Raw genomic sequence first — 13,297 nt, forward strand, 5'->3', positions numbered from 1 at the left:
GCGATCCGCTCGGTACTGCGGATCAGGCCGTTCCGCCGGCTCTGGATCGTGCTCGGCGCGGCCTCCTTCGGCGACTGGCTCGGCCTGCTGGCCACCGCCCTGTTCGCCGCCTCGCAGGTGCAGGGGAGCACCGCCCAGGGTGCCGCGTTCGGCGGGGTCACCGCGATCCGACTGCTGCCCGCGTTGGTGCTCGGCCCGGTCGCCGGCGTCTTCGCCGACCGGTTCGACAGGCGCTGGACGATGGTCATCTGTGACCTGCTGCGCTTCGTGCTCTTCGCCTCCATCCCGCTCTACGCACTCAGCGGCGCCGCCGGTGGCCTGGTGGTCGGCTGGGCGCTGATCGCCACCTTCCTTATCGAGTCGCTCACCCTGCTCTGGATCCCGGCCAAGGAGGCCGCGGTCCCCAACCTCATCCCGCGGGCCCGCCTGGAGGCGGCCAACCAGCTCACGTTGATCACCACGTACGGCCTCACCCCGGTGGCTGCGGCCATCGGCCTCGCCGTGCTCGACCGTGGTGTCAGAGGCGCTGTGGGCGGCGACCTACCCGACTGGGCCGAGCCCGCTCAACTCGCACTCTGGTTCAACGCCTTCTCCCGGCTCGCCACCGCGTTGGTGGTGGCGTTCGGGATCAAGGAGATCAGCGACGCGCAGCGCGGCGAGGCGGGGCGTTCCGAGCAGAGCATGTTCCGGCAGTTCTCCGAGGGCTGGAAGTTCATCGGCCAGACCCCGCTCGTCCGCGGCCTGGTGCTGGGCATCTTCGGCGCGTTCGCCGGCGGCGGCATCGTGGTCGGCACGGCCAAGTTCTTCGCCAACTCACTGGGCGCCGGCGATGCCGCGTTCTCGCTGCTGTTCGGCGCGATCTTCGTCGGTCTGGCGCTCGGCATCGGGCTCGGCCCGATGGTCGTCAAGGAGATGTCCCGGCGTCGCTGGTTCGGCATGAGCATCGTGCTGGCCAGCGCCGCCGTGATGACCCTCGCCTTCGCCATCCACCTGTCCATGGCGATCGTCGGCGCGGTGCTGGTCGGCGCCGGCGCCGGGATGGCCTTCCTGGCCGGCACCACGCTGCTGGGCGGTGAGGTGGCCGACGAGGTGCGCGGCCGGGTGTTCGCAGTGGTGCAGATCGGCACCCGACTGGTGCTGATCCTGGCCATCGGGCTGAGCAGCGTGTTGGTCGGCGTCGGTGGCTCGCGCAAGCTGGAGATCGCCGACCTCGGCATCTCCGTGTCCTCCACCCGGCTGCTGCTGCTCGCGGCCGGCGCCGCCGGCATCTTCGCCGGGATCAGCGCCTTCGGCCAGATGGACGACAAGAAGGGCGTCCCGGTCCTCGCCGACCTCTGGGGTTCGATCCGGGGCCGTCCGCTGACGCCGGCCGAGCCGTTCGTCTCCGCCGGGCTGTTCGTGGTCTTCGAGGGCGGCGAGGGCGCCGGCAAGTCCACCCAACTCGCCGCGCTCGCCGAGCGGCTGCGCACCGACGGGCGCGATGTGCTGGTCACCCGTGAGCCCGGGGCGACGGCCGTCGGCCGGCGGATCCGGTCGCTGGTGCTGGACACCTCCGGCGACGAGGCGCCGTCCCCCCGCGCCGAGGCGCTGCTCTACGCCGCCGACCGGGCCCACCACGTGGCCTCCGTGGTCCGGCCCGCGCTGGTCCGCGGCGACGTGGTGATCAGCGACCGGTACGTCGACTCGTCGCTCGCGTACCAGGGTGCCGGGCGTACCCTCCCGGTCGACGAGGTCTCCTGGCTCTCCTCCTGGGCCACCGGCGGCCTCAAGCCCGACCTGGTGGTGCTGCTCGACGTCGAGCCGCGGACCGGCCTGTCCCGGGTCGCCGCGCGCAGCGGGGAGGCCGACCGGCTCGAAGCCGAGTCGATCGCCTTTCACGAGCGCGTCCGCTACGCCTTCCTCGACCTCGCCGCCGCCGACCCGAAGCGCTACCTGGTGCTCGACGCGTCACGACCGGCCGACGAGATCACTCAGCTGGTGGTCCGGCGCGTCGAGGAGATGCTCGGCAAGCCGGGCGGCATCGTGCACCCCCGACCGGCGCAGGGCCCGGACACCTCGGTACAGCCCGAGTTATCCGACGCGGAGCTGGTGACGATGGAGCACAAGACCTGATGCCGGACGTCTTCGCCGACCTGGTCGGTCAGGACGAGGCGGTGACCGAACTGCGCCGGGCCGCCGCCGCGGCGGCCGCCGTGCTGCGCGCCGCCGCGTCCGACCGGACGCCCGCGCTCGTCGCCGCCGGCGAGGCCGATCCCGCCCCCGACCCGACCGGCGGGATGACCCACGCCTGGATCTTCACCGGGCCACCCGGCTCCGGTCGCTCGGTCGCCGCGCGGGCCTTCGCCGCCGCCCTGCAGTGTGCGTACGGCACCGGTTGCGGCGAGTGCCCCGGTTGCCACACCACCATGGGCGGGACCAACGCCGACGTCCGGATGGTGGTGCCGGAGGGGCTCTCCATCGGCGTCGGCGAGATGCGCGCGCTGGTGCTGCGCGCGGCCAGCACCCCGTCCGGCGGGCGCTGGCAGGTGGTGGTCATCGAGGACGCCGACCGGCTCACCGAGGCGGCCGGCAACGCGCTGCTCAAGGCCATCGAGGAGCCGCCACCGCGGACGGTCTTCCTGCTCTGCGCCCCGTCCACCCACCCGGACGACATCTCGGTGACCATCCGGTCGCGCTGTCGGGTCGTACCCCTGCGGCAGCCGCCGGCCACCGCGGTGGCCGAGGTGCTGGTCCGTCGGGACGGCATCGCGCCCGACGTGGCGCAGTGGGCGGCGGCGGCCGCGCAGGGGCACGTGGGTCGGGCCCGCCGGCTGGCCCGCGACCCGGAGGCCCGCAAGCGGCGTGAGGCGGTGCTCGCCGTGCCACGCCGGCTGACCGGCGTGGGCGCGGCGTTCGACGCGGCGTCCGCGCTGATCGAGGCGGCCGAGGCGGAGGCCGAGGCGTCGGTCGCCGAGGCCGACGCGGCCGAACGGGCGGCGCTGGAGACGGCGCTCGGCGCGGGCGGCACCGGCCGGGGCGCGGCCGGCGCGATCCGGGGTGCGGCCGGCCAGCTCAAGGAGCTGGAGAAGCGGCAGAAGTCGCGGGCGACCCGCGCCCAGCGGGACGCGCTGGACCGGGCGCTCGTCGACCTGGCCGGCTTCTACCGGGACGCGCTCACCATGGCGCTGCGCGCACCTGTCGACCCGGTGCACACCGACACCGCCGCGCTCGCCGGCGCGGGGGCCCAGAAGTGGGACGCCGAGGGGTCGCTGCGCCGGTTGGAGGCCGTGCTCGCCTGCCGGGCGGCGATCGACGCGAACGTCAAGCCGCGCATCGCCGTGGAGGCGATGATGCTCGCCCTCTGGAAGGGCTGACCCGCAGCTCCCACCGGTTGTCCACAGCCATCGACACGTGCGATTGCTGTGCGGTACGGTCCGGTGTGCCGTGGTGACGGTGACGGCACGCTCAGTGAGGACCCGTCCGGGAGGAGTCGCCGATGCCGCGGGGGGAGATCGACGAGGCCTGGATCGAGGAGGCGGTGCGGCGCTACCGCCGTATCGAGTCGTTGCAGGCCGAGTTCGACCAGGCCGTGTCGACGGTCGAGGTCACCGTCCGCTCGCCGGACGGCCTGGTCGAGGTGGTGGTCACCGCCGCCGGGCGGATCACCGACGTGCGGTTCCTGGGGCCGTTGCACGCCCGCAGCCCGCGCGACGTGGCCGGCTCGGTGCAGGCCGCGGTCACCGCGGCGGCGGACGCCGCCGAGTGGGCCCGGGAGAAGCTGCACAACGAGACGTTCGCCGCCTACCGACCGCTCGCGGGGGCCTGACATGGACACGCTGCGCGCCCTCTCCGCCCGGCTCGACGAGGCGAGCGCCACGCTCACCACCCTGTCCCACACCGTCACCGCCAGCGATCCGGCCCAGGCCGCGTTCGGCGCGGACGCGCCGGGCCGCCCCGGCGAGATCGGTCGCGCCCTGCACCGGCAGTGGGCCGCCGCCACCGACGACCGGGCCCGCGAGGCGCGAGCCGCCGCCGGCCGCCTCGCCGCCGCCGCCTCGGCGGTCCGCGAGGCCGCCGACCGGTACGCCGAGGTCGACCGCGCCGCCCGCCGCCGGATCACCGGAGAGCCGTGATGGACCCACTGGACCGGCTCGCCGAACCCGGCCTCGACCTGCTGCGCCGGGTGGACGCGTTGCTCGCGGCCGGCGTTCCCGAAGGGCACCGGGTGTGGCCCCTGCTCCGCCGGATGCAGGTGCTGCCGGGGGACGCCGTCCGGGGCTTCCTCGACCTGCACCCGGCGCCGCTCGCCAGCGCCGGGCACGCCGTGCGCCGGCTGGTCCGGGGGTACGACGACGTGGGCGCCGCGCTCACCGACCCGGTGCTCTGGTCCGGGCCGGCCGCCTCGGCGTACGGGCAGGAGCGTGCCGCGTTGCTGCGGCACCTGGACGAAGGCCCGGAGAGCCTGGTCGGGCGGATGGAGTCCACCGCCGGGTACGCGGACGCGCTCGCCGACTGGGTGGAGGGCAGCCGTCTCGCCCTCGCCCGGACGCTTGCCGACGTGCTGCGCTCGGCCGAGGCGGTGGCAGTGGTCGCCGCCACCGCCGCCGGTCCACCGAACCGCCTGACCCCGGTCGGGCCGGGCGTCGCCGACGCGGCCGAGATCGCCGCGCGGGTGCTGGCGGTGCTCTGTGTCGCGTACGACGGCGCCGAGACCCTGCTGCGCCAGTGGGCGCCGAGCCTGGCCGAGTCCTCCTGGCGGCAGCCGATCCAGGGCCGTCCCCGCTACGACCAGCACACCCGGGTCGGCTGGTAGTTCCGGACCGCTCGCGGCCATGGCACCGGGCTGGTTCGCGGCGTTGTCGCGGTCTCGGCTCGCCCGCCGGCCCTGGTGTCGTCGGCGGACGGGCCACGGCGTCGCTCGTGGGCGCCAGAGCAGATTCGGCGTCCACGGCGACGCCGTGGTCTTCCCCCTGCACCCCCCGCAGGTCTGCCTCCACTCAACGCCGCCCGGCAGCGTTTGTCCCCTCTCCGGGCGCGGATTCAACCGTCCGGGCGAGGACCATCGGCACGACGGGTGGCCCGGCAATCGGTCGAGTCGACGGTCATGAATGGCATTGGAGGCATCGCCCCCGACGTCCTCTGCGGTGATCCGTCGTAGGGTGGGGGGATGGGCATGCTCTGCGCGGTCAGCTTCAACCGGTACGGGCGCCTCTACTACCTCGACCCGGGCGACCTGCGTCCCCAGGTGGGCGACCGGGTGCTGGTGCCGACCGACGACGGCCCCGAGGTGGCCGAGTGCGTCTGGGCCGCCCAGTGGGTGAGCGAGGAGACCGACGGCTTCCCCCGGCTGGTGGGGTTGGCCGGCGACGACGACCTGCGCCGCGACGAGGCGCTGCGCCGCCGTAAGGCCGAGGCGAAGGTGGCGGCGAAGCGGCTGATCCGCGCGCACGGCCTGCCGATGAAGGTGGTGGCCGTCGACCACGTGCTCGGCTCCGCCGACGGCGGCGGCGAGCGCAGCACGGTCTACTTCACCGCCCCGCACCGGGTGGACTTCCGGTCACTGGTCCGCGACCTGGGCGCCACCCTGCACTGCCGGGTCGAGCTGCGCCAGCTCTCCGCGCGCGACTCGGCGCGGGTCCAGGGCGGTATCGGCTCGTGCGGTCGGGACCTGTGCTGCGCGACGTTCCTCACCGACTTCGAGCCGGTGACCATCCGGATGGCCAAGGACCAGGATCTGCCGCTCAACCCGCTGCGCATCTCGGGAGCCTGCGGTCGGCTGATGTGCTGCCTCAAGTACGAACACCCGCTGTACCAGCGCTTCCAGGAGACCGCGCCGGCCGTCGGCAGTCGGGTGACGACACCCGAGGGCAGCGGTCGGGTGGTCGGCCACAGCGTGCCCCGCGACGCGGTGACCGTACGCCTCGACGCGGACGGCTCCCGCTGCTCCTGCTCCCGCGCCTCCGTGTGTGCTCCGAGACAAGCCCACGACCAGCACTACACCCCCTAACCCCCGGCCCCCCCGCCCCCGGCCCCCCGCCTGACGCCGTTGATCATGAAGTTATTGCCATCGCTGTCGGCGTGTCGGAGCAATAACTTCATGATCAACGGGGGTGTGGATCTGTCAGGTGAGGACTACCGGGGGTTCCGTTAGGTGGGGAGTCAGGGGGGTTTTGGGGGTCAGCCAGCTTGCCGTGGGGGACTGGTCGGGGTTGACCTGCCAGTCGCGGGAGACCCGGTCGACGCCGATCGGGTAGACGGTCAGCGTGCCGTCCGGGTCGATGCGGATCCGCAGGAAAGACTTGGAATCCTCGATGCCCTGGCCGGCGAAGAGTTCGTTGACGTTCACCCCGAAGGCACCCGCCACCAGCAGGTACGCCGCGACCAGTTGGCTGGACAGCAGGCCGATGACCGGGCCGTACAGCACCACCGCGGCGACCGCCGGCAGCGGCCACGGCCAGAAGTAGAACGGCAGCGCCAACCAGACCCAGGTGCCGCCGGCGGCGAGGGCCACATGGGCCACACCGTGGCCGACGCCGAGCAGCCAGTGCCGCGCGTGCCGCTTGCCGCTGGCGCTGGGCGGCTTGGCGAACAGGACCGCCGCGATCACCGTCACGAGCACCATCAACACCAGCGGTACGCTGAACAGCCGCTGATTGGTGCTGTCCGCCCAGTTCGCCGTCGCGCCCGCCATGGCCAGCATCAGCAGGGTGTGCAGGGTACCGAGCAGGGTGGCGAAGCCCGGGTTGCGGAACGGCAGTCGACCGAAGATGCCCCAGCCGTAGCGGCGTGATCGGGCCGCGTCCGGATAGCGCGCCACCAGGTCGTACGGCTGGGTGCGGCTGGCCCGCCGGGCCAGCGTGTCGCGCGGCGGCACCTCGATGCGCTCGGGGAGCTTGTGGGTGGGGTACAGGTACGCCCCGCCGCCGCCGCAGGTGATCAACTCCCGGTCCGGACCCGCGTAACGGGCGTAGTGGTGCAGGTCCCCGGAGAGCAGCAGCCGCACCCGAGCCCCGGTCGGGCCGATGATCGTCCGCACGAAGTAGTCGATCGAGTCGTACGCTGTCGGCTCGTCGGCGGCCTTGACCCAGGTTGGCGACGGCGTCGCGATGATCACCTTCGACTCGGGGGTGAGTCGCCGGGCCACCTCGTCGAAGTAGGCCAACTGCGGGTCGTCCAGGTACGAGCCGGACTGGTCGTCCACGCCCAGCAGCCACCAGCCGGCCGGCAACTCGACGGCGAAGTACGACCGTGACTGTCCGGTACGCCAGCCGGCGAAATTACGGTCCCGGGAGCGGACGAACAGGCGCAGGAAAGCGGTCAGGCCGTCGTACCAGTCATGGTTTCCCGGCACCGCGAACAGCGTGGGACGGTCGGGCGGCGTCGCCGGAAGCGCGGCCTGGTACGGGCCCTTGCAGCGGTTCTCGTACTCCGCGTAGGCCGCCGACGGATAGACCTGGTCGCCACCCATCACCAGGGTCTGCGCGCGGGGCAATCGGTGCCCGTCCACGGTCAGCTCCGGCTGCGCGAGCAGGTACGCGACGGAGTAGGTGGCGTGGAAGCCATCGCCGAGGTCGGCCACGTAGTCGAGCCAGAGCCCACCGTCCGGGCCGGCCTGGCGGAAGACGCCGTCGCCGAAGGCGTTCTGCAGTTCGCGCTTGTCGAGGTACGCGCCGAAGAGGATCGCCAGCAGCGTCCGGATGCCGGTGCTGATCAGCAGGAACGGCGCCAGCCAGGGCACCGGCTTACGGGGGGTGAAGCCCAGTTCCAACGGGTCGGTGGAGCGTGGGCGGCGAGGAGCCGGCTCGCCGTCGGGTTGTTCGTCCGCCGGTGCCTGGTGATCGTCGCGTTCGTCAGTCACTCGCCGCAGCGTAGTACCGGTCTCCGTGCAGCGCTGTCCGGTAATTAGCCGGATGGCGGCGCTTGTCCGTTTGGCGGTGTCGGGAGCGTCGGGGGTATCCCGCTCGGCCCGGGGTCGCGGGGTGCCGTACACTTGCTGATCGTTGCCGCCTTAGCTCAGTCGGCTAGAGCGACGCACTCGTAATGCGTAGGTCGACGGTTCGATTCCGTCAGGCGGCTCGGTACGGAAGCCCAGGTCATCATTGGCCTGGGCTTCGCCGTTTCTCAAGGTCCACGACACCGCCGCCGGACGTGTCGGTCCGCAAATGGTCCGCATCCCGCGCGGCAACCGCCTCGTCCAGCCGGTACGGTCGCAAGGCTCCGACGAACGACTCGATCCGGTCCAGGTCGTCGGGTTGCAGGCCGCGGTTTGCGTCGGGCGCGATCAGAAGTGCTTGCCCACCGGCGGTCAACTGATCACGTAGAGGGCCTGGCGGGGGCAGTGCCTCATCGTCAGTCCAGACAAGTTTGCGACCCTGAGCCAGCACGGCGCGAGCCGCAGCAAGCTTCAATGGCCAACAAGCAGGACCCCGTGGCATCGGATCAGCGGTGATCGCCCGAGCCAGCGGGGGCAGGTGCCACAGGTACTCAAGCCGGCGCGCATCGAGGCACCATGTGGTGCACCAACGGATGTCCATGATGGCGGAAGCACGGAGGGACCGGATCCGGTCGATCAGCGCGGGCGCCCAGCGGACGACGTATGGCACCTGGTCGGTGTCCGACCAGACCTGACTCTTCCTGGGTGGCCCGCCCCAGCCTGGCCGGTTCGCGTTGATGACGCCATCCACATCCAGCAACCACACAGGGCGTCCGGGAGGCAGGTCCGACCCTGCTTCCTCACCGTTAGATCCGGCCACGCCCCGCACGATAGAGGAACGGCGGCAGGGCCGAACCGGATGTGACCGCGCCTGCGCGCAGTCCGCATCCAGTCGACAAGAGGTCGGCGGATCGCGGAGGAGTGGTGTGCGATGTCGAGAGCTGTTTCCACTGCTGGATCGCCATGTGCCCAGGTCGGTCGATCGTCCATCTTGATCTAGTAATGCGCAGCACTCCGATTCGGTGGCAACAGGCCCGCAGCTATCGGTCTGCGCGAAATTCACCTCTAGCGATGTGGCGGGGGTCTCGTAGCATAGATGCGGGACGTTGGATCGGGGTACGCGGGAGGACTGGCATGAAGTTCGACATGGGGGCGCAGACGCTCGGCAGTTTGACCAAGCAGACGCAGAGTTCCTCCGATGATCTCGGTTCTCTGATCAAGCAGTTGATCGCTGCGGCCGAGCCGTTGCAGGGCAATTTCAACGGGGCCGGCCGGGTGGCCTTCGATTCGTTCAAGGCCAACGCCGATTCGATCACCGCCGAACTCAACTCTGCCCTGGGCGCGATTCTGGGCGGCCAGAGTGGAATGGACTCCGCCTTCGGTCAGGGCGATACCGAGATGTCGGACAATGCCCGGTCGTCCGAGGGCACCGCGAACTTCGACGCCGCCAGGTTCTCCAGCAGCCGCTGACACGGGGAGTGACAGTCATGACAGACCGACGCAGCTTCGACACCGGCACGTCGCAGCAGGTGCAGGGTGACCTCGCCGGCATCATCGCCCGCCTCGAGGCGGTGATCTCGCAGCGCAGCTCCGACGTCGCGGCGGCGATGGCCGACTTTCAGGCCGACGGGGTGTCCGAGGAGTACCGCACCGTCGAGGACCGGTGGAACCGGGCGGCGGGCGAGGTCCGCACGATCATCGACCTGGTCAAGACCACCATGACGAAGAACGACGAGACGGCGAACACCACGTTGTCCCGTGCCCGCTCGGCGGTGCAGTCGATCGGTTGAGCCGGTATCCGACGAGTTGTTGACGAGGGAGCACGAGCGTGAGCGCGTGGGATATCTCCCCCGGGGGAGTGCGCGACGTCCTGACTCGTACCCATGCCGCGGCCATGCCCTTCGAGGGGCAGATGACGAGCTTGAACTCGGCGTTGGAGGGATCTGCCGCCGAGTCCAGTTCGGAGATCGTGGGCCAGGCGCTTCAGGGCTTCGTGGAGTCGATTCGGACGGATCTCGAGTTCGTGTTCACTCGCACGGGGGCGTGCATGCAAGCGGCGGCGCAGGCGACGAACGCCTACGTCGAGGGTGACCTGGAAATGGCCGCGAACGCGCAGCGCAGCGCGGCGGCGGCGCCCGACCCGTCGGCCACGATGCCGGGGCCGGGTCGACAGGCGGTGCCGCGATGATCAACCCGGGGGAGATCCCGCAGATCCCCGGCAACATGGACGCGCTCGCCACTCATGCCCAGACGGTCAAGACCGCCGGCGTGGACTTCGCCAACACCGGCCAGGCGGTCGACAGCACCTGGCAGGGACTGGCGGCGGTGTACAAGGCACCGGAGGCGACGCAGCTCTTCGCCGCCACCGGTCCGGTGCGTACGGTGTCGGCCTCGGTGGGCGAGGACATCCAGGCCGTCGGAGCCGCGCTGGCCACGTACGCCACCGAGGTCAGGGAGATCAAGGCGCAGCTCGCCGCGCTCAAGGTCCAGGCGGAGCAGTTCGTCGGCTCCATCAAGGACGACGAGGACTGGCGCGAGGACCAGGGCAAGGTCGACAAGCACAACGGCCTGATCACCGCCGTGAACACGCAGGTGGCCGCATTCTTCGAGGCGCAGCGCAAGTGCGCCAACACCATCAACGCCCTCTACGGCGGCCGCCAGTACCGGGCCGACAACGCCGACGGCCAGGCCGAGGACGGCGAGTACGGCTTCACCGCCGACACGCTCAACGCCGCTGCCGGCGAGGACGGCGCCCTGCCCTGGGGTAGCAACGAGGAGCACGACCGTGGCTTCCTCGGTGACGTGGGGGCGTTCTTCGTCGGCGTCGGCGAAAGCTTCATGACCATGCTCGGGGACCTGGGCTCGCTGATCGGCCGGGATCCCACCACCGGTGAGTGGAGCTGGGGCACCGCCGGCCAGTCATGGCTGGGGCTCGGCAAGTTCGTGTGGGCGGTCTCGATCTACATCAACCCGGTGACGATCGTGATCGACCAGACGGTCGGCATGCCGTTCATGGAGCAGCGCGAGGCCGGAAACCTCCTGCTCAACGCGGGCAAGACCATCATCGCGTACGACACCTGGGGCGAGGACAAGTCGAAGGCGGCCGGCATGGCCACCTTCAACATCGTCTCGGCTGTCGTGGGCACGAAGGGTGCCGCCTCCGGGCTGCGCGGTGCGGGCGCGGCCGTCAACACCATCCGAGGCAGCGCCACCGCCGCGCGGGTCAGCGCCGCGCTGGTCCGTACCGGTAACTGGCTCGACAAGCTGCCCACCGTCAGCGAGGTGGCGATCAACTTCGCCAGGAAGTTCGACATCAAGATTCCGCAGCTCGGGTTGGTTCCGGCGATCGCCGGCGATGTGCCGATCGGGCGTGGCTTCGACGTCGAGATGCCCACCGTTCGCGGTGGCGACGCGATGCACATGGACGGCGGCAACGGGCCGGGTAGCCACCTGCCTGGCGGGAACACGCCGGGCGGCCACGTCCCAGGTGACCTGACGCCCGGCGGGCGCATTCCGGATGGGAACGCCCCCGGTGGGCACCTCCCTGACGGCAACACCCCGGGCGGCAACCTCCCGGACGGCAACACGCCCGGCGGCAACCTCCCCGATGGCAACGGGCCTGGTGGCAATCTGCCGGACGGCAATGGACCTGGTGGCAACGTGCCGGACGGCAACGGGCCCGGCGGTAACGCGCCGAATGGCAACGCGCCTGACGGGAATCCGCCGGGCGGGGGGAACCCCGATCGCGGGCGGGATCTCACGCCGGATGAGCAACAGCGGTTCGTTGATCAGGCCGAACGGCTCAATCCGGCAGCGCGGGCCCAGGCGTTGGAGTTGCTCGCCCGTACCGATCTGCCGGACGGTGTGGCCAACCGCGCCGTCCGGGACTTCGTCGACCTACAGGATTCCGGGCGGTTGGCGGGCAGTGCGGATCGGCAGGCCCAGGTTCTGCGCGACATGATGGATCAGTTGGGTGGAGACCGTTCCGCCGCGGCGGGAGCGGCCGCTGAGTTGCGCGCCGCGAACGACGTCCTCAACAGCCCCGACCTGATGCCTGGCTCCAAGATCGGTATCAGTGTCAAGAACGAGCCTGTCGATCTTGGCACCGGTACGGTAGTCCATACCGGTGACGTCCCCGAGTCGGATCTGGTGTACCAGACCAGGGACGGCAAGGTGCATTTGGACGAGGTCAAGGCGACCGCGCAGACGGTAGCCAATAAGCTCAGTGAGAAGCCCGAGCAGTTGGACCGGATGCTTGAATGGCGGGCGGCAGATCCCGCAGGGCGAGAAGTGAGCTACCGCGTCGGGACCGACGAGGGGTTGAAGGGCTTGTTTAGCATGACCAACCCTGAGCCGAAGCAGTATGCGCTCGACCGGATCGCCGATGCCGACGTGCCGGTCCAGATTGGCGGGCGCACGTTAACTCCGGATCAGCTGCGCCAACTGCGTGAGGCGGCGGCGCAGGCGGCAGCGGATCCAGCGCACCCCATGAAGCGGGGCCAGGCGGGGGCCTGGTTCGACGAACACCTGCCGAACCTTGCTGCGGCACGCGACTTCCTCAGGCCCTATGGAGTTGACTTCCTGTGAGCGAATCTTTGGTACCGCCCGAACTGTTGGCCCTGCCGCCCTCGTGGCAGGCGGCGGAGTCTGGGCGACGTCACCCCGTGATCAGGGACCTGCCGGCCGACCCTGAACACCGGTCGCTGGCGCTCTCGGCCCTGGAAGCGTGTCTGGCCTTTCAAGTGAACTCCGCCGCTCGTTACGGCGACGACCCGAACTGGGGGTTGCCCGAGGCGTTCTCCAACGACGACTGGTTCCTGCTGCAGATAAGGCTCAAGCGACGGCTGCCGACCCTCGCCGACGTGACGCGCACGAACGTGCGTGACTGGCTGCAGGGGGACGACGTGGTGGAGATACTCGAAGCCACGTGGACCGAGCCCCCGGATGAGCTCGTCGAGGCGGTCGGGCAGATGTGGGCGACCTTCATCGTCAATGGCCTGACCGTGGATCTGCTCCGTTGGTTCGGGTGGGTCGCACGGGATCATCTGGTTGTCGCAGAGCGTGCCAGGGCGCTCGACCTCCTCAAGTGGGCCACTCGGCGCCTGCCGTGGCGTCACGCGATCCAAACCATTTCGGCGATTCTGAGTCTCGGCGGGTCGGATGAGCGTGCCTATTTTGACCAGCTGGCGAATGATCCGGACCTGCACGAGAAGACGCGCGCAGAGGCGGCAAGCAAGCGGTGGCTCATCGACAGCGAGCGCGCGCGAACCTAGATCCATCGCTGCTCTCAAGACTCAGACAACATTGTCGGCCGTTGACAGTGACCACCCGGCCAGCCAGCTCATCCCGGAGTAGCACTGTGCGAGCCGAGTAGGACGACGTTGA

At 70.7% G+C, this 13,297-nt stretch carries 13 protein-coding genes and 1 tRNA gene; 12 read left to right on the forward strand and 2 right to left on the reverse strand.

Going from position 1 to position 13,297, the window contains the following annotated elements:
• Nucleotides 1-21: 21 nt before the first annotated feature.
• The 6 genes from tmk to ACN263_RS00690 all read left to right on the forward strand — a co-directional run bounded on the left by tmk (nt 22) and on the right by ACN263_RS00690 (nt 5,986).
• Nucleotides 22-2,112 (forward strand): dTMP kinase, encoded by a 2,091-nt coding sequence (gene tmk / locus ACN263_RS00665; protein ID WP_422740897.1) that lies wholly within the window; start codon nt 22-24, stop codon nt 2,110-2,112.
• Nucleotides 2,112-3,353, forward strand: coding sequence for a DNA polymerase III subunit delta' (locus ACN263_RS00670; RefSeq protein ID WP_422737896.1), 1,242 nt, complete (start codon nt 2,112-2,114; stop codon nt 3,351-3,353). Before tmk ends, ACN263_RS00670 begins: the two co-directional genes overlap by 1 nt.
• 122 nt (nt 3,354-3,475) lie before the next feature.
• On the forward strand, nt 3,476-3,805 hold the full coding sequence (locus tag ACN263_RS00675; protein WP_355049259.1) for a YbaB/EbfC family nucleoid-associated protein: 330 nt from the start codon (nt 3,476-3,478) through the stop codon (nt 3,803-3,805).
• Between the two features lies 1 nt (nt 3,806).
• The gene (locus tag ACN263_RS00680) at nt 3,807-4,112 is read left to right on the forward strand and encodes a hypothetical protein (RefSeq protein WP_355049258.1); all 306 of its coding nucleotides are present in this window, start codon (nt 3,807-3,809) and stop codon (nt 4,110-4,112) included.
• Nucleotides 4,112-4,792, forward strand: coding sequence for a hypothetical protein (locus ACN263_RS00685; protein ID WP_422737897.1), 681 nt, complete (start codon nt 4,112-4,114; stop codon nt 4,790-4,792). The genes ACN263_RS00680 and ACN263_RS00685 overlap by 1 nt, the downstream gene beginning before the upstream one ends.
• 354 nt (nt 4,793-5,146) lie before the next feature.
• Nucleotides 5,147-5,986 carry a PSP1 domain-containing protein gene (locus ACN263_RS00690; protein WP_422737898.1) on the forward strand — a complete coding sequence of 280 codons (840 nt, stop codon included), beginning with the start codon at nt 5,147-5,149 and terminating at the stop codon, nt 5,984-5,986.
• 114 nt (nt 5,987-6,100) lie between these two features.
• Here ACN263_RS00690 and ACN263_RS00695 read toward each other — a convergent pair whose 3' ends face one another.
• The gene (locus ACN263_RS00695; RefSeq protein ID WP_422737899.1) at nt 6,101-7,837 is read right to left on the reverse strand and encodes a metallophosphoesterase family protein; all 1,737 of its coding nucleotides are present in this window, start codon (nt 7,835-7,837) and stop codon (nt 6,101-6,103) included.
• Nucleotides 7,838-7,981: 144 nt separating this feature from the next.
• On the opposite strand from ACN263_RS00695, the gene ACN263_RS00700 reads away from it, so the two are divergent.
• Nucleotides 7,982-8,055 (forward strand) — tRNA-Thr (locus ACN263_RS00700).
• 20 nt (nt 8,056-8,075) lie between these two features.
• Here the strand turns inward: ACN263_RS00700 and ACN263_RS00705 are convergent.
• Nucleotides 8,076-8,732, reverse strand: coding sequence for a hypothetical protein (locus ACN263_RS00705; RefSeq protein ID WP_422737900.1), 657 nt, complete (start codon nt 8,730-8,732; stop codon nt 8,076-8,078).
• A gap of 314 nt (nt 8,733-9,046) precedes the next feature.
• On the opposite strand from ACN263_RS00705, the gene ACN263_RS00710 reads away from it, so the two are divergent.
• The 5 genes from ACN263_RS00710 to ACN263_RS00730 all read left to right on the forward strand — a co-directional run bounded on the left by ACN263_RS00710 (nt 9,047) and on the right by ACN263_RS00730 (nt 13,185).
• Nucleotides 9,047-9,382 (forward strand): hypothetical protein, encoded by a 336-nt coding sequence (locus ACN263_RS00710; RefSeq protein WP_422737901.1) that lies wholly within the window; start codon nt 9,047-9,049, stop codon nt 9,380-9,382.
• Nucleotides 9,383-9,399: 17 nt separating this feature from the next.
• A complete protein-coding gene (locus tag ACN263_RS00715; protein WP_422737902.1) occupies nt 9,400-9,702 on the forward strand; it encodes a pore-forming ESAT-6 family protein in 303 nt (100 codons plus the stop codon).
• A gap of 38 nt (nt 9,703-9,740) precedes the next feature.
• Complete coding sequence (locus ACN263_RS00720; protein WP_422737903.1) at nt 9,741-10,100, forward strand: DUF6507 family protein; 360 nt, start codon at nt 9,741-9,743, stop codon at nt 10,098-10,100.
• Nucleotides 10,097-12,499: a hypothetical protein gene (locus ACN263_RS00725; RefSeq protein WP_422737904.1), complete on the forward strand. Its 2,403-nt coding sequence runs from the start codon at nt 10,097-10,099 to the stop codon at nt 12,497-12,499. Before ACN263_RS00720 ends, ACN263_RS00725 begins: the two co-directional genes overlap by 4 nt.
• A gap of 77 nt (nt 12,500-12,576) precedes the next feature.
• Nucleotides 12,577-13,185, forward strand: a complete 609-nt coding sequence (locus tag ACN263_RS00730; RefSeq protein ID WP_422737905.1) for a hypothetical protein — start codon at nt 12,577-12,579, stop codon at nt 13,183-13,185.
• The last annotated feature ends 112 nt before the right edge of the window (nt 13,186-13,297 follow it).

Origin of the sequence: Micromonospora sp. WMMD729, assembly GCF_049315225.1 — a bacterium.
GTDB lineage: Bacteria > Actinomycetota > Actinomycetes > Mycobacteriales > Micromonosporaceae > Micromonospora.

Coding starts and splice junctions, on each gene's coding strand:
- ACN263_RS00670 (WP_422737896.1), top strand. CDS start 2,112: ATGCCGGACGTCTTCGCCGACCTGGTCGGTCAGGACGAGGCGGTGACC.
- ACN263_RS00725 (WP_422737904.1), top strand. CDS start 10,097: ATGATCAACCCGGGGGAGATCCCGCAGATCCCCGGCAACATGGACGCG.
- ACN263_RS00710 (WP_422737901.1), top strand. CDS start 9,047: ATGAAGTTCGACATGGGGGCGCAGACGCTCGGCAGTTTGACCAAGCAG.
- ACN263_RS00680 (WP_355049258.1), top strand. CDS start 3,807: ATGGACACGCTGCGCGCCCTCTCCGCCCGGCTCGACGAGGCGAGCGCC.
- ACN263_RS00715 (WP_422737902.1), top strand. CDS start 9,400: ATGACAGACCGACGCAGCTTCGACACCGGCACGTCGCAGCAGGTGCAG.
- ACN263_RS00690 (WP_422737898.1), top strand. CDS start 5,147: ATGGGCATGCTCTGCGCGGTCAGCTTCAACCGGTACGGGCGCCTCTAC.
- ACN263_RS00685 (WP_422737897.1), top strand. CDS start 4,112: ATGGACCCACTGGACCGGCTCGCCGAACCCGGCCTCGACCTGCTGCGC.
- ACN263_RS00675 (WP_355049259.1), top strand. CDS start 3,476: ATGCCGCGGGGGGAGATCGACGAGGCCTGGATCGAGGAGGCGGTGCGG.